Annotated in this window: 22 protein-coding genes; 9 read left to right on the top strand and 13 right to left on the bottom strand. The window is 39.6% G+C overall.

The annotated features are described in order from the left end of the window. Positions 1 to 8: 8 nt before the first annotated feature. Complete coding sequence (locus FNN09_RS07780; RefSeq protein WP_143301207.1) at positions 9 to 1,784, bottom strand: sigma-54-dependent Fis family transcriptional regulator; 1,776 nt, start codon at positions 1,782 to 1,784, stop codon at positions 9 to 11. A gap of 269 nt (positions 1,785 to 2,053) precedes the next feature. Between FNN09_RS07780 and FNN09_RS07775 the strand changes: the two genes are divergently transcribed. The 5 genes from FNN09_RS07775 (at position 2,054) to FNN09_RS07755 (ending at position 6,454) form a co-directional block, all read left to right on the top strand. After that, a complete protein-coding gene (locus tag FNN09_RS07775; RefSeq protein ID WP_143301204.1) occupies positions 2,054 to 2,734 on the top strand; it encodes an energy transducer TonB in 681 nt (226 codons plus the stop codon). A gap of 415 nt (positions 2,735 to 3,149) precedes the next feature. Continuing rightward, positions 3,150 to 3,818, top strand: coding sequence for an energy transducer TonB (locus FNN09_RS07770; RefSeq protein WP_143301201.1), 669 nt, complete (start codon positions 3,150 to 3,152; stop codon positions 3,816 to 3,818). Positions 3,819 to 4,052: 234 nt separating this feature from the next. Further along, positions 4,053 to 5,069, top strand: a complete 1,017-nt coding sequence (locus tag FNN09_RS07765) for a DUF4837 family protein (protein ID WP_143301198.1) — start codon at positions 4,053 to 4,055, stop codon at positions 5,067 to 5,069. A gap of 97 nt (positions 5,070 to 5,166) precedes the next feature. Next, positions 5,167 to 6,162, top strand: coding sequence for a M48 family metallopeptidase (locus FNN09_RS07760; RefSeq protein ID WP_143301195.1), 996 nt, complete (start codon positions 5,167 to 5,169; stop codon positions 6,160 to 6,162). A 100-nt stretch (positions 6,163 to 6,262) separates the two neighbouring features. After that, positions 6,263 to 6,454, top strand: coding sequence for a hypothetical protein (locus tag FNN09_RS07755; RefSeq protein ID WP_143301193.1), 192 nt, complete (start codon positions 6,263 to 6,265; stop codon positions 6,452 to 6,454). A 603-nt stretch (positions 6,455 to 7,057) separates the two neighbouring features. Here the strand turns inward: FNN09_RS07755 and FNN09_RS07750 are convergent. The 12 genes from FNN09_RS07750 to FNN09_RS07695 form a co-directional block, all read right to left on the bottom strand. Further along, entirely contained in the window at positions 7,058 to 7,771 is a 714-nt protein-coding gene (locus tag FNN09_RS07750; protein WP_143301190.1) for a LytTR family DNA-binding domain-containing protein, read from the bottom strand. After that, positions 7,768 to 8,868 carry a sensor histidine kinase gene (locus tag FNN09_RS07745; RefSeq protein ID WP_143301187.1) on the bottom strand — a complete coding sequence of 367 codons (1,101 nt, stop codon included), beginning with the start codon at positions 8,866 to 8,868 and terminating at the stop codon, positions 7,768 to 7,770. Before FNN09_RS07745 ends, FNN09_RS07750 begins: the two co-directional genes overlap by 4 nt. A gap of 114 nt (positions 8,869 to 8,982) precedes the next feature. Next, complete coding sequence (locus tag FNN09_RS07740) at positions 8,983 to 10,434, bottom strand: CotH kinase family protein (protein WP_143301184.1); 1,452 nt, start codon at positions 10,432 to 10,434, stop codon at positions 8,983 to 8,985. A 12-nt stretch (positions 10,435 to 10,446) separates the two neighbouring features. Continuing rightward, on the bottom strand, positions 10,447 to 11,094 hold the full coding sequence (locus FNN09_RS07735; protein WP_185968928.1) for a DUF2490 domain-containing protein: 648 nt from the start codon (positions 11,092 to 11,094) through the stop codon (positions 10,447 to 10,449). Then, positions 11,081 to 11,794: a DUF4956 domain-containing protein gene (locus FNN09_RS07730; protein WP_143301177.1), complete on the bottom strand. Its 714-nt coding sequence runs from the start codon at positions 11,792 to 11,794 to the stop codon at positions 11,081 to 11,083. Before FNN09_RS07730 ends, FNN09_RS07735 begins: the two co-directional genes overlap by 14 nt. Before the next feature lie 14 nt (positions 11,795 to 11,808). Continuing rightward, complete coding sequence (locus tag FNN09_RS07725) at positions 11,809 to 12,552, bottom strand: polyphosphate polymerase domain-containing protein (protein WP_143301174.1); 744 nt, start codon at positions 12,550 to 12,552, stop codon at positions 11,809 to 11,811. A 297-nt stretch (positions 12,553 to 12,849) separates the two neighbouring features. Beyond that, positions 12,850 to 13,236 carry a hypothetical protein gene (locus FNN09_RS07720; RefSeq protein ID WP_143301171.1) on the bottom strand — a complete coding sequence of 129 codons (387 nt, stop codon included), beginning with the start codon at positions 13,234 to 13,236 and terminating at the stop codon, positions 12,850 to 12,852. A gap of 886 nt (positions 13,237 to 14,122) precedes the next feature. Then, positions 14,123 to 15,367 carry a DUF1566 domain-containing protein gene (locus FNN09_RS07715; protein WP_221932449.1) on the bottom strand — a complete coding sequence of 415 codons (1,245 nt, stop codon included), beginning with the start codon at positions 15,365 to 15,367 and terminating at the stop codon, positions 14,123 to 14,125. Between the two features lie 113 nt (positions 15,368 to 15,480). After that, positions 15,481 to 15,876 (bottom strand): sulfatase/phosphatase domain-containing protein, encoded by a 396-nt coding sequence (locus FNN09_RS07710; protein WP_143301168.1) that lies wholly within the window; start codon positions 15,874 to 15,876, stop codon positions 15,481 to 15,483. Further along, positions 15,827 to 16,774 (bottom strand): sulfatase-like hydrolase/transferase, encoded by a 948-nt coding sequence (locus FNN09_RS07705; RefSeq protein ID WP_143301165.1) that lies wholly within the window; start codon positions 16,772 to 16,774, stop codon positions 15,827 to 15,829. Before FNN09_RS07705 ends, FNN09_RS07710 begins: the two co-directional genes overlap by 50 nt. Continuing rightward, a complete protein-coding gene (locus FNN09_RS07700; RefSeq protein ID WP_143301163.1) occupies positions 16,767 to 17,957 on the bottom strand; it encodes a DUF1566 domain-containing protein in 1,191 nt (396 codons plus the stop codon). The genes FNN09_RS07705 and FNN09_RS07700 overlap by 8 nt, the downstream gene beginning before the upstream one ends. Positions 17,958 to 18,062: 105 nt before the next feature. Then, on the bottom strand, positions 18,063 to 19,250 hold the full coding sequence (locus tag FNN09_RS07695; protein WP_143301160.1) for a hypothetical protein: 1,188 nt from the start codon (positions 19,248 to 19,250) through the stop codon (positions 18,063 to 18,065). A 797-nt stretch (positions 19,251 to 20,047) separates the two neighbouring features. Here FNN09_RS07695 and FNN09_RS07690 point away from each other — a divergent pair. The 4 genes from FNN09_RS07690 to FNN09_RS07675 all read left to right on the top strand — a co-directional run bounded on the left by FNN09_RS07690 (position 20,048) and on the right by FNN09_RS07675 (position 24,350). Next, the gene (locus FNN09_RS07690; protein WP_143301158.1) at positions 20,048 to 21,073 is read left to right on the top strand and encodes a hypothetical protein; all 1,026 of its coding nucleotides are present in this window, start codon (positions 20,048 to 20,050) and stop codon (positions 21,071 to 21,073) included. 66 nt (positions 21,074 to 21,139) lie between these two features. Beyond that, positions 21,140 to 21,604 (top strand): hypothetical protein, encoded by a 465-nt coding sequence (locus tag FNN09_RS07685; RefSeq protein WP_143301155.1) that lies wholly within the window; start codon positions 21,140 to 21,142, stop codon positions 21,602 to 21,604. A 135-nt stretch (positions 21,605 to 21,739) separates the two neighbouring features. After that, complete coding sequence (locus tag FNN09_RS07680; RefSeq protein ID WP_143301153.1) at positions 21,740 to 23,995, top strand: TonB-dependent siderophore receptor; 2,256 nt, start codon at positions 21,740 to 21,742, stop codon at positions 23,993 to 23,995. 22 nt (positions 23,996 to 24,017) lie between these two features. After that, a complete protein-coding gene (locus FNN09_RS07675) occupies positions 24,018 to 24,350 on the top strand; it encodes a heavy-metal-associated domain-containing protein (protein ID WP_143301150.1) in 333 nt (110 codons plus the stop codon). The last annotated feature ends 288 nt before the right edge of the window (positions 24,351 to 24,638 follow it).

Below are 24,638 nucleotides of genomic sequence, written 5' to 3'. Positions count from 1 at the left end.
AGGACAGTTTATTGCTTGATAGGTATGTTGTACTTGTTGACCTTTAGGTATAATGTGTTTCTACTAATGCCCAATGATTTGGCTGAATGAGACATGTTATTTTTAAAATGTTGTAAGGTAGTGATGATGAGTTGCCGTTCCATTGCTTGAACAGAAACAAGTGGTGTAGCAGAATTGGCTGCGATAGTAGCATCCTTATGCAGTTTGTTCGTTTGGGTACTTGTCCTGTTTTTTTCTTTTATGTTTTCAAACGAAATATCACCATCCAAAATCATGTACTGCTCAATGGCATTTTCTAACTCACGTATATTACCTGGCCAATCGTAGTCTAGGAACTGTTGCAGGGTGGAGTAGCGTATTTGAGGAACTTGTTTTTGCAGGCGGATTGATTTTTTATTTAAAAAGAAACGGATAAGAGATGGTAAATCCTCCATTCGCTCTTTTAAAGCAGGTATTTTAAGAGGAATAACACTTAGGCGGTAATATAAATCTAAACGAAAGTTTCCCTTATCAACTTCATCTTTTAGGTTTTTGTTGGTGGCGGCAATAATACGCACATCAACTGGTATGTTTTTTTCGCCTCCAAGGCGTGTAATGGCGCTTTCCTGTATGGCTCGCAGTAGTTTCACTTGAACTTCCTGCTTCATGTCGCCTACTTCATCAAGGAAAAGGGTGCCACCATCGGCCAATTCAAATTTACCTGGATGGCCACCTTTTTTAGCTCCTGTAAACGCCCCATCATCATAACCAAATAGCTCGCTCTCGATTAGGTTGTCGCTTATGGCAGCGCAATTAATGGCAACAAAGCCTTTGTCGCGACGGCTGCTGGCATTGTGTATGCTCTGGGCAAACACCTCTTTACCAGTCCCGCTTTCTGCCTCTATTAATATGGTTGATGGACTGTCGGAAATAGTTTTGGCGTAATCAACTAATTTGCGCATCTTTTGACTTTTGGCAATAATATCCTTAAAAGTAAAACGCGCTTGCATACCCGTGTATTTGTTTACGAGATGGTATACATTTTCAAGTTCACGAATGGCAATTACCAAACCAATTAACTTTACCTGTTCCTGATCAAGAATTGGAGTAACCGTTACGTTGAATTTGATTTTCTTGTCAGCCGTATTAATGGCGATCTCTTCATTAATAAACTTTTCCCCTGAGCTAACTATTTGATAAATGTTATTCCATCCTGCAATTAGTTTTTTGATGGGTATCTCTAATAATTCACGTCTTCTGATGTTAATCCATTGACAGGCTAAATTATTAGCATATTTAATTTTACCACTTGTGCTTACAGAGATTACTCCCACCTTAAGCGCATTCATCATGGCAAAAGTAAACTGATGCGTATCATCCATTTGTTTTTGCATGGATGCTCCTTGAAGTTGTGCTTGTATGCTTGTGTGTATGCCCGATACGGCCATGTTTATCCAGGGCAGATCAATATCAATTGATGAGATCAAAAATAGCTTAAAGGGGAAGTTGGAATTGGCCTTGTGTTGATATTTAACCAGGTTGTAGGCTGATTTGCCGAGGCTAATGATACCTTGTGTTTGAGCCGTATTTTCCCACTCTATGCGCTCACTTATTAAAGTCCAGTTTTGTCCCTTTGCCAATTGGTATTTCTTCGGGAACGATAAATTACCATACAACTGTTGTATGAGGCCTTGTTCGCCAACAAGCACTATACGAAAAATAGCTTTGTCCATGTTCTGAACAAATAAACTCAGTGCTTCACTTATAACATGATCGTATGATAGTTGCTCGTCCTGAATTGGCATTAAATACTATAATTAGTGTGCTATGATTTATACGGCGTAAAAATAAGATTTATAAAGGACAATGCCGTTGTTTTCGCCCATGTGGGCGTGTTTATTAAAGCTTGGTGGTATTAATTTAATTGGTATTTCAAATAGTAGGCTTGGTGTAAGTGTCATGCCAGTAGGGTTTAAGCCGTTTTGTTTGAGGGCTTGAATTTACATAGAAGTGTTTTTGGTACGCTCCTTGGCTTTAGGTAGGAGCAAACAATAAACCTCAAAATAATTAGCCTATGGAAATTAAGAAAAGTAAACGAGCTGATTTGGAACGCAAGCGTACTTTGTTTTTTCAAATCGGACTCATGGTAACCCTTGGAGTGGTTTTGGTAGCTTTTGAATGGAGTAGTGTAGACACAGGTTTAGGTGGTTTTGTTCCTATCGATGAAGAGATACTTGAGGAAGAAGCTCCACCCATAACGCGTCGCGAAGAGATTAAACCACCACCGCCTCCTCCGCCTCCAAAAGCACACGATCTTCTGAATATTGTAGATAATGACGTGGATTTGGATGAAGAGTTAGAAATTGAAGACACAGAATTAGATCAGGATTTTGAAGTGGATTTGTCAAACCTTAGCGTTGAGGAAGAAGACGATGACCAACAGATTTTTATTGTGGTGGAGGAAATGCCCGAATTTCCCGGAGGTTCAGGGGAGTTATTTCGTTTTATCTCAAAAAATGTGAAGTATCCTGTTATCTGTCAGGAGAATGGTGTACAGGGAAGAGTGAGTGTTTCATTTGTTGTTGATGAGAAAGGTAATGTTGTAAACGTACAAGCATACCGTGGTGTTGATCCAAATTTAGAGAGAGAAGCAGTGCGTGTTGTTAAATCAATGCCAAAATGGAAACCAGGAAAACAGCGCGGAAGAAATGTGAAAGTTTCTTACACTGTTCCTGTGAATTTTAAGTTGCAATAGTAACTATGTTTAATCATTGTATTAAGTAATGTTTATTTAGGTAGTTTATACAAAATAGCTTACTGGTTTTTTGGTAATCTATTTCAAAGATTGAGAAAACGTTCTCAATATAATTTTTCAGAACAAAAGCCGATGTCTCCTGCACGACCCTGCAAACTTCGAATGTAAATACGAAACAAGGAGCATCGGCTTTTTTGTGCCCTACAGTCTGATCAAAAACGCCCATGCGGGCGAAATTTTAAGCCCTTAAAATTAGGGTAGAAGTTAATGAGGAAAAACAATGAGTTCTTTAAGTATCATAAAATAAGGTTGATACATTTGTTTGTGTTCGTCGATTTTGAATAATTATTAAAAGTGGAACGCCCCTTGAATTACAAGTAGCAACAGAAAGTATTAACCTCTTAAACACATCGTCATGAAAGTAAAAAAATATAAACATGCGGATTTAGAACGCAAACGTAGTGTCTTTTTTCAAGTAGGTTTAATCATCGCTTTGGGAGCTTCATTAGCTGCTTTCGAATGGGGATCATCTTCGAAGTCAATTGAATTACCCGTGTTTGATGACCCATATACAGAGGTGGAAGATATGGCGCCACTAGTAAAAATGGAAGAGCCTAAAAAGGAATTGCCAAAACCAAAGATGTTGATCGATTTGATTTTGGTTGATGACAAGACAGTGATATTGGAAGACCCTATTGTTTTTGAGTCGGAAGATTTAGGCGAACCCGTAGTGATACCTGATATGATTGAGGAAGATGAAGTGACAATGGGAACTTTTCATCGTGTGGAGAAAATGCCTGTTTTCCCTGGTGGTGAATCAGCTTTGTTAAAGTACATTGCCGCCAATGTAAGGTATCCAACAATATGTGCTGAGGCAGGCGTAACGGGTAAGGTGTATATCTCATTTGTTGTTGATGAAACCGGTAAAGTAGTTGAAGTTGGTGTTGCACGCAGTCCGGATGCTAACTTATCAGCCGAAGCAATGAGAGTTGTGAATGCCATGCCCAATTGGACACCAGGGAGACAGCGTGATAAGAACGTTAGAGTGGCGTTTACCATCCCCGTGAACTTTGTATTAGAATAATACGGTTTACTAATCAATGAGTGTCTTTAGTGCATGCCATTTCTAAAGCCATGTTGATTATGTTACGGCATTATACCAGTGCAATTTAATTTTAAAGTGGTATAACTCTTCAAACCAGTCTATATATAGAATCAGCGCCGGTTGAACTTAATAGTTTTGTTTCATCTGTGCCTAAAGATTTAGCAATTATAATTGTTTCAATCGGCGTTGTTTCACTCTTAAAAATCTAATGTTATGCGAAACTATTTTGATAAAATTAATCGAGGAGTGTGGTTTTTGGCTATTGTTGCGGTAGCAAGTATTGTAGGTGTAGCAGCTTGTGCCGATCAAGCGTCGGAATATAAACCCAGAGCTATTGGATCACCTGGAGAACTGTTAGTGGTTATGGATGACCAATATTGGAATGGCAGTTCAGGCGAACTGTTAAAGACCTTATTAAACGATGAGTTTCCTGCTTTACCACAGGGAGAAGTATTGTTTAAGAAAACACACATTGGTTTTGCTCAGTTCGAGCGCCACTTTCGCACCTATCGAAATGTGATATTGCTGCAGATTCGTCCGAGGATAAAGGAGAATAAAGTTGAGTATAGAAAGCAGGAGTGGGCTCAGGACCAAAGTGTAGTGGAGCTAATTGCCCGATCTCCAGAGGAAATGCAGGTTATGCTGAATCAGAAGTGGCCAACCATCAAAGGTTTTTTTTATAATAACGACATTGTTTCAATGGCCGATTCCTATACCAAGTTATACCAGCCCGAGGCCGTGCTGCATGTGCAAAATACGTATCCATTCACCATGTTTTTTCCTAAGGGTTTTAAACTGAAAAAATCAAACGGCCAATTTTCATGGCTCGATGCCCAGCGTTTAGGCAGTCAATTGGGTGTCATCGTGTATCAATGTCCGCTCGATTCATTGGGCGAGATTAATGCGCATAAGTTGCTGCAATTCCGAAACAATGTTTTGCGCAAACAAATACCAGGCGAAAATAAAGGTTCGTTTATGACAACCGAAGAACAATACCCTGTATCGGTTAAAAAAACAAAGTTTGCTAACCGACAATGGACCGAATTAAGAGGTTTATGGAAGGTGCAAGGCGATTTTATGGGAGGTCCGTTCATCGACTATTTCTATCAGGATAAAGAGAATAACCAATTGTTAATGCTAAGTGGCTATGTTTATGCACCAGCAAAACCAAAGAAAGGGGTTTATATGAGAGAAGTGGAAGCCGTGCTCAAAACACTTCAGGTAAATTAATGACTGCTGAGGGGGATACTTGTGTTAACAAGCGTTAAACACCTTGCGCTTATTGAATTTGTTTGATGGAATAAGAATAAAAGTCTATCATTACAGCATGAGATATTTAATTGTGTTGTTACTGATGGGCTTTTTTAATGTACAGGCTCAGCAAAGTGAAGTAGATAAATTGATGAGACAAGGAAAGGCTTTGTTTGGTCATGAACTATACAACGATGCCATTAGCAAGTACGAGCAAGCACTGGCATCAGATAAAAAATGTATTGAAGCTCAATACGAATTGGCCTATACCTTTTTAACCATTAAGGATTACGACGAGGCCTTACATTATAGCCGTAGTGTGATGTCTTTTAAAGGGGAGTATTACCTGGAAGCCTTACTTATTTATGGTGCTGTATTAAATGAGAATGGTAATGAAAAGCAGGCCATTAGAGAGTATAATAAAGCACTGAAGAAATACCCAAACGAGTATTTGTTGCTGTATAATATTGCCGAAAGTTATTGGCGCATGAAAGAAGCCGGGGAGGCAGAGAAAGCACTTGTAAAAGTGCTTAGCATGAATAAGTCGCACTTACCCAGTCATCTGATGTTATCGGCCATTAAAAAGCAACAAGACGAAGTGCTGAAAAGTATGTTGCCAATATACTACTGTTTGCTTTTAGAAACCGATGAAGCGAAGAAAGGTGTTTTGTTAGAGGACCTGCAGGTACGATGGCATGTGGCCATGATTCAAAAGCCTAAGAGAATAGTGCCCGTAAGTAAACATAGTCAGCAATCGGGATTAGAAGTGGCTGAATCAAAACTTAATGCCATAGCGCAGGAGGCGACAGCCAATAACCCCGATCAACCATACAAAATGGTTAATCAAACCATGGCTTTGTTAGAAATGTTAGCAACAGAACAAACTGGCGAGATGGATTTCTTTGATATTCATTATGTTGATTTTTTTAAACAACTATACATTGCCGGACATGCAGAGTCGTTTAGTTACTTTATTAATAGTGGAAAATTTAATCCCGAAGTCTTAACTTGGGTGGCAGCTCATCAGGGCGATTTTAGTGCTTTCATAAACTGGATGGAGTTACAGCAATAAGCAATTGATCATTTCGTCAAAAATTGATTCGGTTTTTGAATCAAAATAGCACTCTTAACGTAGGAGTAAGAAAATGATGTGGAATTTTAAATAAGGTGTTATGAATAAAGTACAGACTAAACATTTTCAATATACAGGAACCGACGATTTTGATCAGTCATTAGATGACCAAATCAATGAGTTTATCAATAAAGAGGGCATCACTACCGAAAATTTAATAGATGTGAAGTTTAGTGGCCACTCCGATCAGGGTGTAGCTACTTATTCTGCCTTGCTGTTGTTTAAAAAATAAGTTTGGAAAAAAGAACAAAACAAAGCCTCCTTTATTATTAGGGGGCTTTGTTGATTGGTAGTGAATCAGCTTAGTTATACCAATACTACATTGAAAGGCCACCGCAATTGCATTTAAGATTCAACCACTTTGTGGTTGTTATTAAAAAGGTATATATCATACCCCCTGCATTCCATGCAGGGTTAATATTAAATCCTTTTCAGGATTTATCACCATCAACCACACGTGGTTGAATAAGAATAACCCCAGATAAAATCTGGGGCAAATAAAAATTCTCAATTATAGAATCCTAAAGGGGTTCAACGTTTAAATGCGATTGACATGATTGAAAGGCGGGATCATAGGATATTTCTTTGGATAAATATAATTTGTAACGAAAGGCAGCAATGAAATACCCTGTTTTGTGAGGCCACGGTACTGTCGAAATTACATTTCGAGTGGGGAAAGGAAGATAGCCAAAAATGAAGGGTGAAAAACTAACTAATCGATTAAATAATGAGCCTTATCTCAAACTACGTTTGACTAAACCTCTTTATTGATAAAACGGCATTTACAATTGTTTTTCAACGTTTCGCTTAAGCTCTCTTTGAAAAACAATTGGTATTACTTTAAAAAGCGTTCATCTAAAAATATTTGAAAAGCCTCTTTGTATTGATCACTAATAGGGATAAATGTTTTGTCAAAAACAATGCGGTTGCGCTCAATGCAAGTGATTTTGTTAAGGTTTACAATGTAGGAGCGGTGTACGCGCATAAATTGCTCCTCAGGGAGATGGTCTGCAATTTTTTTCATGCTCATTAATGCCATTACAGGAGCATCTTTATCCAGGTAGATGCGCACATATTCGCGCATGCCTTCAATGTATTTTATGTCGCTGTAGTTGATGCGAAGTACTTTGTATTCCGATTTTATAAACAGGAAATCATCACCATGGCCTATGCTTTCGCTTTTGTTGGCGTTTGAAAAGTAAATGTCTTTGGCCTTTGATGCGGCTTTTAAAAAGTCGGCATAGGCAATCGGTTTTAGTAAATAATCAACGGCATTAACCTTAAAGCCTTCAAGAGCATATTCGCTATAGGCGGTGGTAAATATTACCTTGGGTGCATTCGATAAGCTTTTAACAAAATCCATCCCATTTAAATCGGGCATGTTTATATCCACAAACATGAGGTCAACAGCGTTGTTGGCTATAAAATCAATGGCTTCAATGGCGTTATCAAACTGACCGCAAAGCTCTAAAAATGGCGTTTTATCAATGTATGATGCTATTTGCTTTAAAGCTAAAGGCTCGTCATCTATTGTTATGCATCTAATCATAATGGCAGATTTAGTTTTACAATGTAAGCGTCATCAACACAGTCTTCTTGTAATTTATAGTTGTTACCATAAAGTATGTCCAGTCGCTTACGCGCGTTTTCTGTTCCAATACCCGATTCCCCTACAATGGCTTCTGAGCGATGATTTGAGTTGCGTATGCTGAATTCCAACTCCTTGTTTTTCGAAAAGATGCTCATATGAATAAACGAGGGGTGCTGGTAACTGATGCCATGCTTAAAGGCATTTTCAACATACGATGTAAAAAGCAAAGGTGGAATTTTTACATCGGGTAGTTGTTCGTCAATATTTAAGCGGATGTCTACCTTATTGGAATAACGCAGTTTCATTAAATCAACATAATTGCGGATAAAATCCATCTCCTTGTTAATGTGGATGCGCTCTGCTTCGGAATTGTATAACAAGTGACGCATCAGTTTTGACAAGCGGATAATGGAATCTTTAGCTTCGGTAGTATCAAAGTCGATGAGCGAGTGAATGTTGTTGAGTGTATTCATAAAAAAGTGAGGGCTCACCTGGTTACGCAAAAATGCGAGTTCACTTTTTACTTTCTCTTTCTCCAATACCTCACGTTCTTGTTCCAGTCGGGTCCATCGAAAGGCAAGTCGCAGGCCGCTACCAAAACCTAAAATAAGGATACCTAGTAACAGCGAGTTGACTTGCGGTGGTATTCCTCTTGGTTCCTTACCGTGTGCTTCTAATGGTCTGGAGTGTTCAGGTCTTTGGTTAGGTCTATGGCGTGGGCCAACCTGGTGTCGTGCTTGAGGCGGTTCTAATCGCTTGGTGGAGTGTAGTTCCTGGCTGGCTAAAACAAAAGTAATGGTGGTTAGCAGGCCTGCTAAAAAGTACAGCCACTTACCTTTTTTAAATAAAAGAAAAGGAACCAACACAAAATGATTGACGAGCGAAAGCAAGATAAAAGGCATTAGCCTCCTCCATGTGTTCAGTAACTTGGGTGCCCAGGGGGTGTTGTCGCCATCTATGAAAAAAACAGGAGAAGCCAGGATGATAATCCAGATGCTTGCCAAAATAATGTGTTCGGCATGGCGAAAGGTTTGGTGTTTATTGCTGCTAGACATGTTACAAATATATGGATTCAGCCAAGAAATGCCGTTTTGGGATGGCCTCACTTTTAAAAACAAGCTATCCGATCAGTACAAATGACTGGATCAGATAACTTGTCGCTTCCCCGATTAATCAATAGTTAAATATTCAGATAGTGCATCGTTGCGACTCTGAACATGATTATTTAGTTCTTCTATGGCATTATCAAAAGCACTGTTACTACTTATAAATGAATGTGTGCTGCGTTCTGCATAAGCATATTCTTTCAGTAAGTCGTAATACTTGCTGTAAAGCGTATTCATTTCGCTTGGAATAAAAACCTTATCGGCAAAATCCTCGAGGTGGCCTTTGTACATGTTTTCGTACTCTGGTATTTGCATCAGATAATTGATCAAGGGCCAGTTGCTAGCAACTTCGTTCATTGAAAAGCTTAAAGCACCACCTTGTTTACCTTCCTGAAAAGCTTCGTTGTTGTCCCACGGAATCCAGGTAAGTAAATTGTTAGCTGGGTTGTTATACAAATAGTAATTGTGGGTCATTCGGCCATAGGTATCCCAATTTTGTATAGTGGTGTTGGCCGCTAGCCACCGCATAAAACCATCTACATTAAATATCGTTTCCAATTCACTCTTCCACTGTTCTACATTACTGGTGCGTGTTGATGAATTAAGTGTGGAGTATAGGGCTTTAATATCGCTGTAGTCTCCAACTTCTTCGTTGTTTTTCTTTTCCATTTCGCCATTGTCATAAGTACCGTTAGCAAAACTGGCTGCATCACCATCGGGCTTGTAAAGGTTGCCACTGTAATCGCTAAGTTGTGTTTCAACAACGGTATCATCCATCTCCTCAACAATGGTGTATAAGCCGAAGTATTGTGGGCCTGAGCCATTATCAACATAAACCTCGCAAAAACTGGTTTGCGCAGATACAAGTCCAAACTGCCTAAATAAATCGGAAGCAACTTTCTCGCGCAGAAGCGATGCATCATCGAAATTATTGTTGAGGTTGAGCTGTTTAAACCCATAAAATCGTTGGTTTTTTAAAGCAGGATAATCATCTTCAAATTCATCAAAATCGAGTTTGAACGATAGTTTTTGGTTGCCTGACTGATAGGCCGATTTTAAACTTGAGTTACCCTTGTATCGAACGCCAACGTTGTACCACTCTGTATCGTTAAAGGTAAAAGAACAAGGCACCCAAATAGGATCAAAATCAGTATCTCCAGGGCTTGTGCCACCACCTGGACCTCCACCACCTGGACCTCCGCCACCAGGGCCTCCACCAGTACTTCCAAGGTTAGTTGCCAAGTCGCTTTGCATTTGCGACCAATTGCTATCACTTATTTTAAGGTCAATGCGTAATACCGCATCTTGTTGAAATACTATATCATAGTTCAGTTCTGCACTTTTGCTGTGTGTTTCATCGCTCCAATCGGGATATGTCTCCGGGTCTACAATCACTTCTTCTTCATCCTGCTCAGATTCACTTTCAGGTGCAATCGCACTGTCTTCTCTGCAGGCACTGACCAATATTAATAGACCAAATAGTAGGCCAAGTAAGTTGTTTTTTGAGATATGCATAATAGATGATTTTTATAATTTGAATTTGTAACCAAAGTAAAGGATGTGCTTGTTCTCGAATTTTTGCATGTAATAATCAAGTTTATAGGCCACGCTAATGGCGTGTTTTTTACTTAACTTATAATCACTGCCCAATGAGTAACGTACTTTAAAAAGTTCCTGATTATTAAATTCATGAAAGAGTTCGGCACCAGCAAACGGGCTTAGTTTGCATTTGCGTATGTTGTATTCTACACCTGCCTTGTAACGTAAAAATTCACCATCGGCATCATCTTCAGAGTAATTGGTGTAGCGTAAGCACAGCAAAGGTTTCCACCTGTCAAATTTAAAATTGTATTTGGCATCAAAGGCATAGCGCTGTATGTATTCAGTGGGTTTTGTCTCTCTTGTATTAGCAACAAATCGGTAGCTGGCACCCAAGGCTAGCTTTTTAAAAGGATTATAAATCGTTTTTAGTTCAATTATATACTTATCAATGCTAAACGAGTCATCTAACCTTAGTTCGGGTGTGGCCTGAATCTTCCATTTTTTCGATAGTTTATAACTCAGCTTAAACTCGGTACGGGTTTGAAAAGTATTGTCAATGTCTTGAGCGTATAATGGAGCCCACATGCAGCCAATGACAATAACCATGATCAGATATTTATTAAGCTTGCTCATTTTCCTTGGCTTTAATGTTGTTGGCATTGTAATACAGCGTGATGTCGGCTACGTCGCGTAAAAAATCTATTTTATTGATCTCGAACCGGCTGATGTTGATGCCAGTTCTTTTCGTCATGTCTTCGAGTAGCTCATCGTGTTTGTTCAGGTTGATGTTTTCGATGTGTTCGTAGGTTAGTTGCACCGAAAGTTCCTGTTTCATGGCAAGGCGTTTCTCTAAATACCAAAGTCCTGCGATTATTACCATGTTGGTTAGCATCAGCTCGGCATAACTCACCTTTTTATTCGATAGGGCATTGATGACTGATATGCCGATAACAACAAATAAATACGTCATCTCTTTGATTGGAATGGCATCGGTTCGATAGCGGAGTATGCCAAAAATGGCAAACAAACCAAGTGCAAAACCCAGTTCCAACTTTACGTTGCTAAGTAAAAAGCATAGCAGGAACACAATAACCCCAATTACCATAAAGCTGAAATAAAAATCTTTACGTCGACTTCGTTTGGCGTACATGAAATGAACGACAGTAAAAATTAAAACGGTATTTATCAGAAGCCTCAACAAAAGCTCGGTAAAGTCGTTTAGGTTAATGAGTTTAACGCCTAATAAGCGGAAGCTATCTTCCCAATCGGGCAATTGATTAGCGACATCCCCAATCGCTTCTGTGTTGAATTGTGAAAGTATTTCAGTAATCATATGTGTGTGATTTCTTAGTTGTAGATATTAAGTGCTTTTCTTAATCGTCTAATATTAGGTTTAAAGGCGTTGTGCTTTAGGTGTTTGTCGCTTAGTGTTCGACCAATACAATATTTGCTGAATCCTGACTTTTTAATGTTTCTGTTTTTTAATATCTGCGATAATTTAGAGTTGACAGGCGGTCCATCGGTTTTAATCTCAACTATAGCCAGGTCGGCAAGCGCTGTATTGCTGCATTCCCATTCAAACTCAAGATTGATGTCAATGGTACAACGTTCGTCAAAGTTTTTACCAACGAGGGTAATTCGTTGAAATGAATTACGAATGGCTGGTTGTAAATCCTGAATTACAAAAGGGCAGTTGTCATTTAAAAAATGTTGCTCTTTTTCGTTAAAAGTAAGCTGCTTACCAGTGGTTGAAATGCGATTTTTAATGGTTCTGCCTTTGTTGGTTTTATGCTTTATTTCAATAAAAGAAATGTCGGAATCGATATAAGTACGTTGGCGAATTTTGTAGCGATTTAAATGCCCGTTATGATGTGCTCGATACATGCTGTCCTCATTCGTATCAAAATAGGTGGTTGAATAAGAGAGTACTTGCTTGTTTTCAATTTCAAGTATATAATAATACTGGCTGGCATCTTCCAGAATCTCGTGCAATTTGCTGTTGTGAAACCAGTATTTTGTATCTACACGGTTCATAAGCTTTACACCTTCTATGTCTTTTAGTTGGATGCTTTGGTTGAAAGGTAATTGCATATGAAATGGGATATAGGATTAAATAATACCAATTAAATATTAAAATGCGCTGGTATAATGCCGATACATATTCATAGTGCTTTTAGGAGTGAAGCGAACGAAAGGCGCATTTTGAATAGTAATCGGTATAATAGCTTATCGGGGATGTGGTCTTTCGGTGCGTAAACAGGAGGTGTGTTTACTAATAATATGCTGAGTGCAGCCGGCACTGGCGATGATGAGTCCTGCTATGAGCAGGATCACCATCACATAAATGAGAGCAAAACTTCGGTAATAATGTTTTACTTTCATTGTAGTCTACCTTTTTTGCTTGCGTTGCTGTCTACGTTCTTCTAGTAGTTTAGCATGAGCGACTTGTTGCTCCTTTGTCAAATGTTCATTCACATCCTTCTCAAAGTCAGCACGCATTTCTTGCATTTCCTCACGATCAGGACGACCATTTTTAGTTTTCTCTTCCATTTTTTTAAAGTGAGCTGTGTATACCGCTTGCACCTTAATGCTTTGCTCTTCGCTCAACGATAATTCTTTTTCTAATTCTTGAATCATCTTTTCGATTTGCTGCTCATTGGGAATGCGTGGCCCATTGTTGCGCTGTCCGCCTTGTCTTTGTGCCATGGCAGAAGTGCTCAATGCAAAAGTGATGATAACTAAAAGTACTTTGCTAATGTTTAAAAATGATTTCATGATATTTAATTTTTTAATGTTTACAAAAGTTAGACGTTAAGTAGTGCTACTTCCTTTATTTCTGTTATCAAATGTATCATTGTCAGCTTGCTTTATAAACTAGAATCAACAGGGTGCTACTATTTATCGATGAATGGGGTAATTTATCCTACAAGGCTTTTGCTGTTTTACACAGTAAAATGGGGGTAGTGTGCTGCAATTAGTCAGAAACTTTAGATGGGGGCGAGACATGATCCCCATAGGGCGAGGCTTTATCCCCTGGGGGCGCATCATTATCCCCTAGGGGCAAAGGGTTCGCCCCTAGTTTTTTAAAGCAATCCCCATGGGGCGCATCGTCATCCCCATGGGGATTGCTCCTTGCCCCATGGGGCGCAAGCTTCTTTTGTTGGGGCAAACAGTTATCCCCATGGTTCCAAAGCCGTGCCCCATGGGGATCAAGTCTCGCCCCTTGGGGATAGTGATTATCCCCAAGGGTTTAGTGGGTGTAAATCATTCCCCTACTTTATAAGGAGGGGTGCCAAAGGCGGGGTGGTTATTGATTAATACAGTTTACTAATCAAAATAGGTTTTAGAGCATTCATTTCGAAAGCCAGTTAGATTGTGTTACGGCATTTTACTAGCTCAATATGAAATAAAGATTGTGGTATTTCATAGCTGTCTTCTGATAGTTGTTAACTCATGTTTGTTGCTTGTCATCGATAATATGTAGGCTTAGCTCTAGTATATTGACATTGATGTTTAACCCCCATCCCCACCTAGCGGTGGTACTTCCCCCCTGAAAAGGTGAAGAGGATTGGCAAGGTGGTAAGCTGTGTAATGGACTAAAAAAAAGCTTGCACAGTCGATGTTGACCATGCAAGCTCTTATATATTATAGAAGTGAATCCTTATTGAATGTCTCTAACTAAGCGAACATAATGGGCAAAACGCACCACATCGCCTTGGGGGCCATGGCCAGCGCTATAATCTTTACCATTGTCTTTTTTAGGATCACTCCGTTGTGCCCCTGCTCCGTGTACATCAATTGGGTTTGTTGATCCTTCCGGAAAAAAGCCCAATGCCTCTCCAAAGCAAATATAGACGGCTGATGCAGCTGATTGTGTGTTTAAGTGTGTAGTGCTGCTCCAAAAGAATGGGTAATCCTCTAAACCACCTTCAACGTTTATTTTTGATGTGTTAAAAATAGGATCGATGGCTGCCGTGTTGGTGGCTTGCGGCGAGCGTGAGTAATCGACAATGCTATGTAATTCTTTGGCATTGGGTACGCGCCAATCGTTGTAACCAAGGTGCATATTGCTGTTCATTGTTTGTGCCCAATTCAATGCATCTGCCCATTCCATAGCTTCACCACTGTCATTTTTTGTCCACATTAAACTGGTGGCATTATCGCTAATGGTTTGGTCCTTATTATCCACAAAATCATTAATGCCATATTCTGGGTTGCCTCTAACCAACTTCACCGAGTAGTCTTTTTCAACACCACGCGAGACATATGGATATCCTTTTATACGGCCATCTGCCACATTGAGGCCAAACAAACTTTCGCTGTTATTCATGGTAAGGCCTGTGTACTTGGTGCTGCTGTAATACTGCACGTCAATTGCACGGTCGCCATTGGCGAAATAATCAAAGTCGAAATAGTTATCATCAATAAACGGTATGGCCGTGCTTGGTGGCTGCACATGCATGTCTGCACTGCTCACGTCGGTGCCATTGAATTGCATTAAGGAGTAGAGTTCTTTAATACTTGGAATGCGCCAGTCGTTATATGTGCCAGTGTTTTTCTCGTTTAAATAGGCCAGTGCTTCACTATGCGTTAAGCGCTGATAGCCTTTCTCCCACGTTAATCCAGTATTGTTGTCCGTAACGGTTTCGTCGGCGTTGGAGGTGTATGATGCTTGAATACCCGTATGCTGGGCGTCCTGTCCGTAGAAAGTGCTTCCCGCTTCAGGAGAAGAACTCATCTCCGTACTATTATTATAAAAAGTAGTTTGTTTGGTGTCAACAATGGCATAGGTCATTGTAAGGTCAAGATCCTTATGGTTATTTCCATCATCTTCGGATGGGGAGTTATCCTCGCAAGCGCTTAAGGCAAGTGAAAATAGGGCGATAAATAAAAATATATTCTTCATATGGTTATAATTTGCTTTCAATTGTCATATGGAAATCTCATGTAAATTTTATAATCCTCCTGTGTGAAAATTTGGATAATCAAATTGACATGGTCGTTTCATGGTGTTTTGTTTTAATTGTTGGTAAGGGTATTGGCTTCGCTAGTTAAGCGAATGATAGCTTGTTGATCATTGGTGTTGGTGCTGTTAAAAAGATCATTGGTCTCGTAAGGATCATCACTTAAATTGTATAATTCATCATCCTTGTCGTTATTGCTTATGAGTTTATATGTACCATCACTAATGGCGTAACGATAATTATCTCCATGATCAATTTCACTAAAGTTATATTGGCGTTTACTTGTTGTTTCGCTTGATAGCAGTTCTTTAAAACTGTATCCATCCTGATAATTTGTAAGATCTGCTCCTGCTAACTCGGCAATGGTTGCAAAAAAATCAGTGGTATTAATTGGGTTGGCATCACGTACATTTTGTCGTGTAACGCCTTTGCCCGCAGCAATAAATGGCACCTTGATAAAGAGAGCCTTTGCCTTTTCTGCCTCGGTAGGGAGCTTGCAAAACAGCTTTTTCGGTGCCGTTATCGCCTATAAATAGGATGATCGTATTGGCAAGAGTGGTTTCATCCATGGAGTCGAACAAGCGTCCCATCTGGTAATCCATGCTTTCCATCATGGCCAAGTACATCGATAAATCACTTCCCTCGTTTTCATCCTGACTGTGCATTTCGCTTGGTGGATAGTGAAAAGGCGTGTGAGGTGCCGAATAGGCCAGCCAGCAAAACCATGGCTGCGTCTGTTGGTTTATCCAGTCAATTGTTAGCTCAGTAATTTTAGTAGTATGGTATTCGTTACAAGCTTCTGTTGTTCCATTAATGTTTAAGTCCCAACTATGATAGTCTAGCAAACCACCCTGCATTTGGCCTGCAAAATAGCCAATGCCAAGGTCGTTGGGAGCACTTGTTTGATTAAATTTTGATAAATGCCATTTGCCAAAGTGAGCATGTGCATAGTTGGAGCTTGTGTTCGCATCGAGGTAGGCTTGGATGCTGATTTCGTCACTTGAAATAGCAGCGTTTTCAACGCTGAGTACACCTGTTTGAGATCCGTATTTACCAGTTAATATACTTGCGCGTGTTGGCGAGCAAAGTGGGTAAGCCCATGCATTGTCAAAGGTTATACCCAATGAAATAAGACGATCGAGGTTGGGCATATTGGGTTTTTGAACGCCCTCGCTATAGCCTGGCGTAGCATCGAGCCCCATGTCATCGGCTATTATTAATAGGATATTAGGATAATTGGTGGCATCGTCATCATCTGCTTGAGGTGTATTGCTTTCGTCGGAGCAAGCGATTAACAAAGTGCTTACTATGAGGAAGCTTATTAATCGGAAATAACATGTTTTAATCATTATTTGTTGGTTTTATCGTTCGCACAAGCCTTACATAGTTATACACATACCTAATGTCGCCTTGTGGCCCGTGGTATTGAGGATAGTTTGCAGGTTTACCAGTTTTTGGGTCGCTTCGTTGGCATCCAGCGCCATGCACATCCATTACTTTATCGTGCATCTTTCCAAGGCCTTCGCCAAATGCTATGTACGCAGCACTGGCAAAAGGGTTACGCCCGTCGAGGTGGGTGGTGCTGCTCCAGAAAAATGGATAATGCCCCTTGCTTCCATCCGGATAGTTAATCGATGTAGTGCTAAAAAGTGCATCAATGGCTGGCGACTTGCTTGTTTGTGGCGATCGTGTGTAATCAACAATGCTTTGTAACTCTTTCGCATTAGGTAAACGCCAGTCGGTGTAACCAGCTATGTCTGCACTTTCGGCATAGGCAAGTGCGTCTTCCCAATTGCGAGCCTGGCCGTCATCGGCTTGTTGCCACATTAAACCCGTTGCTTTGTCGCTAATGGTACCATTGTTATTGTTTATAAACTCATTTTTGCCATAGGAGGTATTGCCGCGCACCAAACGAACATATAATTTGTTGTCCTCCTTTTTTCGTCGGTTAAACTTGGGGTAGCCCTTAATACGACCATCAATAAAGTTAACGCCAAAAACAGTCTTGCTCTTGCGCATGGTGCTGCCTACATATTGTGTGGCCGACCATGTTTGTGCATCTATTTCACGCTCTCCTTTTGAAGTATCGCCCAAAGGCTGGTTGAAGTATTCGGTGTTGATGTATAACTTGTGTGCATTGCCACGTTTTAGCTGACCCGTAAACTGAATTAGCGAATAAAGTTCTTTGATGGTAGGAACGCGCCAATCACTGTATCCACCAAGTCTTGATTGCTCTGCTTTCGTAAAAGCTTGTTCGTAAGTCATCTTCTCACCCATATCTTTGGCCCACATTAGACCTGTTATATTATCGGTAATAGTGCCATTGCCGTTGTTGTTATAGGAGGCTTGGTTTCCTGTGTAATTGGCATCCTGACCAAAAAAAGCATTACCCTCTTTGGGTTTTGTTATAATGGATACATCATCGTAAAATGTAGTAACACCTGTATCAACAATGGGATAGGGTAATGATTGAGCAAAAAGTGACTGCCCAATAATCACGAGGATAAGAATTGAGGGATATGTGTTTCGCATGCTGCTCCTATTTAAGTATGAACGATTACTCAAATGTAAAACAGATTAATAAGGTGTCTAAATCATATCAATACAAACAAAGCTCTTATCTACAGATTGGGTCTTTTACTCAACCAATCCCCAAGCAGCAAAACGCGTGTTCGTGGTAAATGGAGTCAGTGGGAAGAAGCCTTTTGTAATTTTGTTATTTTGAATGCTTACTGGGTGTTTTTGCAAGTGCTCTTCCAAAAAATCTACAGCTCCACCTTTATCAAACTGAGTAATTTGCCATGTGCCTTTGCTCGATGAAGCAATCAGTTTCTTGATAGATAAATTGACCAAGCCCATGTTGTGTCTGATGTTAGCTTCCACCAAGGGGTAAAAACGCAAGTCGCCATTGATGTCCTTAATAAACATTGTGTCCACACCAATGGGGCCATGGTAATGATGATGAAGGTTCAAAGCTTGCATGCTTTTCATTAGCGATTGAGCTGTTTGCAGTATCCAGACATCGTCAGTTGGCAATTGCTCAAATATTTCATAGGGTGTATGAATGTACTCCTTGCTAAAATGCCCCTCTTGGTCGGCATCAAAATAGTTAATACCCAAAAAATGATAGGAGCCACCTCTATCAATAGTAAATTGGAGTGAAGCATCTTGTACCTTATTATATATGGGTTCAGCAATTAGGGCTCCGTGCTTTTTTATTTGAGCCTTAATCCAGTTCATGCCATTGCTCAGGTGTAGCTCCTTACGTATAAACAGTAAACCACGACCCGATGAGCTCCACAATGTTTTTAGAATAATCCCCTTTGGGTGTAGATGAAGTAAGTCATTTATGGCCTCAATTGTTTCAACAGTTTGTGGAAGTTGTGGTATTGAAACAAAATGATGAAGCTCCTGTGTATTTAATTCCTCAATGAGTTGAAGACTTGTTTTGCGACTAAAGAATTGTTGGTAGTTAGCTCCATTAGAAAAAACAGGGATGTGCGATTTTGGTAGCGAGCTTTGTTTGTAACGATTGTGAATGAGCTGACTCCATCCCCATGGTTGAACACTTTTAAACTCCAGGTTTTTGAATTGTGATTGATTAATGGCTTGTGGCAAGCGTTTGTTTACTTGTAACCAAAAATCTGAGAATTGATGGTAGCCATCGCCAGTGTATAATACATAGTCATCTTCTTGCCCAAGAAAAGCCATGAGTGGGCTGATGTCGTGTTCAAACTGCGTGAGCAAACGCGATGGCATGAAGCTATTGGTGCCGTTCTCAATTGCCATATCGCAGGTGGGGTTGTATATATATAAGTCTGCCATCAGAGCTCAAAAGTAGATGTTTCTTTGAATAATTACGATCCATCGATTTTAATTCCTTCGGCAATCGCATTTAAAACAAAGCTGTAAATCAACCGACCTCAGCAACGCAGCTTGGTACCCAATCTCATAAGTGGAGGGTAGAAAAATTTGGCTCGAAGCTGCAAATCTTTAAATTTTTCCCGAAGCGTTGAGTTATTGGGTAAGCGAGTGGTGTAGTCGCGGCCTTTTTTGTTTCCGTTTTTGGGGCTGTTGCCAAAAATGAAAAGCCCTTGCGGCTAGAGCAAAGGTATAAATCTTAAATGCGCTTGCCCTATTATAATTCCTTCGGCAATCGCATTTAAACTTGCAAGGTTTCATGATACGCATCCGACATCAGCAACGTAGCTTGGGACCCGCTTTTCTTTGATTTTGAATAGACAGAATTGGAGCATAGCGAAAATCATGAACACCTTTTTAAATATGCTTTAGTGAACTAAAGCTGTATGAACGTAGGGAGTTCTTTCTGTCTCAAAACAAAGAAACTAGTGGGTAAGCGAGTGGTGCAGTCGGCGGGCTTCTTTGTTTACTCTCTTCGTCTGAAGGAAGAATTGGAGCAAAGCGGAAATCATGAACGCTTTTAATAGGCTTTGTGAACTAAAGTAAAAGCCCTTGTGGCTCGAGCAAAATCAAGTTCTGTTCTCTTTAAGAGAAGAGTTTCGCGTAAAAGTTTTTTAATGGGCGATTGCCGTGTTATAATTACTTCGGCTTGACTATCCTTTTAAAGTTAAATATCTTCATGGAAATTAAATAGATTAACAATGAAGTCAATTGTGTGTTTTGTAATTCTGATAGCAGTACTTGGCTGTACTGGTAATGATAGCAAGGAGTCTGAAAACCCGATAGCGATAGACTATGCCTTTAGCGTGAAGCCTATTGAAGGTGATGATTTTATTGCTGACTATAGGGTGGCAAATGAAGAAGTGCTGAGAGCAATTCCACAGGCTTATATTGATTTAGCACGAAATAATCTGCGTGTTGCCTATCAGCATACATCGCACGGCACGCATGTTAGCTATGGTTTATATGGTTTACAAGATTATAAAGATGGGGATGAAAAATTATTTGGAATAACGCGCTATGGCAAACAGCCCGATAAATTGGATGTTAATGATTATGTCATACAAAAGTATGCAGAAGAGGGTACTGATGCCTCTGATTTAAGTAGAGAAGAAACAGCTTTTATTCAAGCCACCCGTAACTATTTAGATGATCCGCTAAATGCTGAAATAAATGTTGTGATGTGGGCATGGTGCAGTATTAGGCATCATGATTTAGAAGGTGTTTACTTGCCGGGAATGCAAACCTTGATTGATGAGTATGGAAGCGGAGGATCAAAAATAGGAAATGGGGATGGGCAAAGAAGGGTTCCGGTGTGTTTTGTGTTTATGACCGGTCATGCTCGAAAAAACTTAAACCTGGGAGATGGCTACCCTGAGCAACAAGCAGCTATTGTTAATGCCTATTGTCAGAAAAATAAATTGTTATGTCTCGACTACTATAGTATTGACACACATTGTATGAACGATATCTATTGGGATGATGCCAGTGACGATGGCTACTCTGAAAAATATGCAAATGCCAATGGTGGGAGTGGCAATTATTATCACGATTGGCAGAATAGTCATGTTTTAGGAACTCATTATTACGAAAATAAAATTGAACCCAAAGGAGAAGTTGTATTCGGAAACCATACCACTCAACATGTTATATCCAACCGTAAAGCCTATGCTATGTGGTGGATATTAGCTCGAATAAGTGGCTGGGATGGCAAGTCTATCGAATAGTGAGTGATGTAAATCATTTGTTAAAATTTTGTTCATGTAGGCAGATTTTATTTGTTTTGCAGTAGCATGAAAACATTTAAGTTGAAATATAGGGCGATAAGCTTCTTTCTATTGATGGCATTTGTACCATCGGTATTAGGGGTGCACATCTTTCAGCATCAATGTGTAGGTTGTGAAGAGGGTGAAACCATCGCACGAATCATTACCACACTTCATACGCACGATCATGCTTGCGAAGACTGTTCGTGCGAGAATGCATGTACTTCATGCTCTCACGAACAAGGAAAACACATACATCACAATACCGATACAGACACTTGTAAGCACCAATTTAAAAAGGCTTCCTTTGAAGGGCAGACACAAGTGGCCGATTTTAAGTTTATCGCCGAGGTGATTGATTTATTTCATTCGACAACTGTTGTTGCCGACCTTTTGGTGACTGTTAATGGTTCAACACTACTTTTTGCCGACGTAATTCAGAATATTCCTGACGAGCCTTCGCCAGCGATGAATTGCGTTTTTCGCTTATGATTCATACAATTTGTTAGAAACTCTCTGTTATAGAGGGGTTTTAGGTGATTTTAACCAATTAACCTTAAAGGATTAATAACCTAAATTAAAGCTCGTTCACATAAAATTGTGTCGGGTTGATCTAATCAAATAATGATGAATAGATTTCTTTTAATAATAATACTGCTGTTTTCAGTCGGCGCTACAGTGTTTGCGCAAGTCAGTATTGAATTAACTGGTGTTGTAAAAGCAAATGACAAAGGAACTGTTACCGAGTTAGTTGGTGCCAATGTATATTGGGCCAATACTCAAAGTGGTACAGTAAGCGATTTTAACGGACAGTTTAAAATTGAACAAAAGGCAGGTAATACAAAGCTGGTCATTAGTTACATCGGTTATAAAGCAGATACATTACTTATCACCAATAATAGTTTCCTGGACGTTGTTTTAGAAAGCGATCAGTTAGATGAGGTTTTAGTAGCTGGTAAAAAAGCAGGTTCCCACATGTCGCGCATCGACCCACTAACAAAAGTGAATATTACAGGTGCCGAATTATGCAAGGCAGCCTGTTGTAACTTAAGTGAGAGTTTTGAAACCAATGCATCGGTTGATGTTTCGTATGCCGATGCTGCTACAGGAGCAAAACAAATACAATTATTAGGTCTGTCAGGTAATTATGTGCAAATGATGACTGAGAACATTCCTAATTTCAGAGGTTTAGCAACTTTGTACGGTTTAAATTATATACCTGGAGCATGGATGGAGTCCATTCAAATTTCAAAAGGAACAGCAACAGTTATCAATGGGTACGAAGCATTAACCGGACAGATTAACGTGGAATATAAAAAGCCGGTTAACTCTGAGAAATTCTTTTTGAATGTGTATGCCAATAATACAGGACGATGGGAGAGTAATGTTAACGGTTCTATCCATATAAATGATAAATGGACAACAGCAATCTTGGCGCATTACTCAGAAGACCAAAAGTCAACCGATGATAACGATGATGGTTTTCGTGATGAGCCTTTATTGAAGCAATTGAATTTTATCAACCGATGGGATTACAATAATAAGAATGGTTTTACATCACAAATTGGCATCAAAGTTTTAGATGAGAATCGCTTGGGTGGACAAATGGGCTTTGAAGGTAGTCAACCACGTGATCAAAATATTGGCACGCCAGAGCAGTTGTATGGTATCAATATTGATACACGCCGATACGAAGGGTTTTACAAGGCGGGTTATGTTTTCGATGATGAGGTGTCTAGTTTAGCATTGGTTGCTAACTATGCTTTTCATGAGCAGAACTCATTCTATGGACGAAAACAGTATGATGCCCAGCAACGTTCGCTATATGCCAACCTTATCTTTCAATCGGTAATTGGTAATGATAACAATAAGTTTAGTACCGGAGTCAGTTTTCAATCCGATGAGTTCGATGAGGTGTTGATTGTTGACTTTCAGCAGCCTGACAATAAGCAAGAGCTCAATCGTCAAGAAGTAGTGCCAGGCGCCTATTTTCAATATACCTATTCCTTACCTGAACGTTTAACGGTAATTGCAGGCGGTAGAGTCGATTTTCATAATAATTTTGGAACCTTGTTTACGCCTCGTATTCATGCAAAGTATAACATTGCGCCAAATACTATTTTAAGAGCTTCGGCTGGTAAAGGCTATCGTACTCCTAATGTACTGGCAGAAAATAGCTATCTGTTGGCGAGCTCAAGAGATATTAATATTGCGAATGACCTGGACCAGGAAGAGGCATGGAATTATGGTGCTAATATCACCCAGTACATTAACATTGCAGGGAAAGAGCTGACCTTAAATGCAGAGTATTACCGAACGGACTTTCAGAATCAATTAATTGTAGATGCCGATCAGAGTGTTAATGCTGTGTATTTCTATAATCTGAATGGTAAGTCGTATGCCAATAATTTCCAACTTGAAGGGAAGTACGAGTTGCTAAGGGGGATGGATGTTGTTGCTGCCTGGCGTTTAAATGATGTTAAAGCAACTTACGATGGCGAACTATTGGACAGGCCATTGATAAGTAGAACCAAGGGATTAGTGAATTTATCCTATTCGACACCATTAAAGAAGTGGCAGTTCGACTTTACTACCCAGTTTAATGGAAAGGGACGTGTTCCTTCCACTGAGGCTAACCCTGTGGAGTATCAGCGACCAAGTTCATTTGATGCTTATCAGATTGTAAATTCGCAAATCACACGTTATTTCCGCAAATGGAATGTTTATGTGGGAGTTGAGAACCTTGGTGATTTTAAGCAGGATGAACCGATAATCGCAGGTGACGATCCTTTTGGTGATGAGTTTGATAGTTCATTAATATGGGGACCAATTATGGGACGACGGGTGTATTTTGGTCTTCGTTTTTCAATTGATAGAGAGTAATAACATTAAATAATAAATAGTCATGAAGAAATTATTAGTATTAGCTGTAATGGCATTGTTTGTAATAAGTACTTATGCCGAGGATAAAAAGAAGAAGGTAAGTGAAGTTACTTATAAAGTAGAAATGGACTGCCAGAGTTGTGTAAACAAAATCACTAAGAATATTCCTTTTGAAAAGGGCGTGAAGGATTTGAATGTTGATTTTGAAGGACAAACGGTAACTGTGAAGTACCGTGAGGATAAAACAAACAAGGAAAGCTTGGTTAAAGCATTCGAGAAGTTAGAGTTTAAAGCGGAAGAGGTAAAAGAGGGCGATTGTACGACTAAAAAGGCCAAATGCTGTGGAGCTTGCTAATGCAACAGTATCCTGATTTATATAATAAAGGCTCCCAATGTGGAGCCTTTGTTATACTATCCCGCTACTAATCTTATAGCTACCTCACACTTAACCCACACTAAACTCAACTAAAATCGAATTTACTTTGAGTTTAATATGACTTAACTAGTCAAACCTTAAAAACCCTTGTATTTTGATGAGCTACAATTTTCAAAAGAAGTACTTCCCAATCATTTAACATTTGAAAAAGGGTAAAAAGAATCTGCTCTTTAATTCTATTGAGCATTTTCTTTAAATTGAAGCCCG

It is taken from the genome of Carboxylicivirga sp. M1479 (genome assembly GCF_007097485.1).
Taxonomy (GTDB): Bacteria; Bacteroidota; Bacteroidia; order Bacteroidales; family Marinilabiliaceae; genus Carboxylicivirga.
Note: the sequence above shows the minus strand (reverse complement) of the source record. Positions and strands in the feature narration are given on the sequence as shown.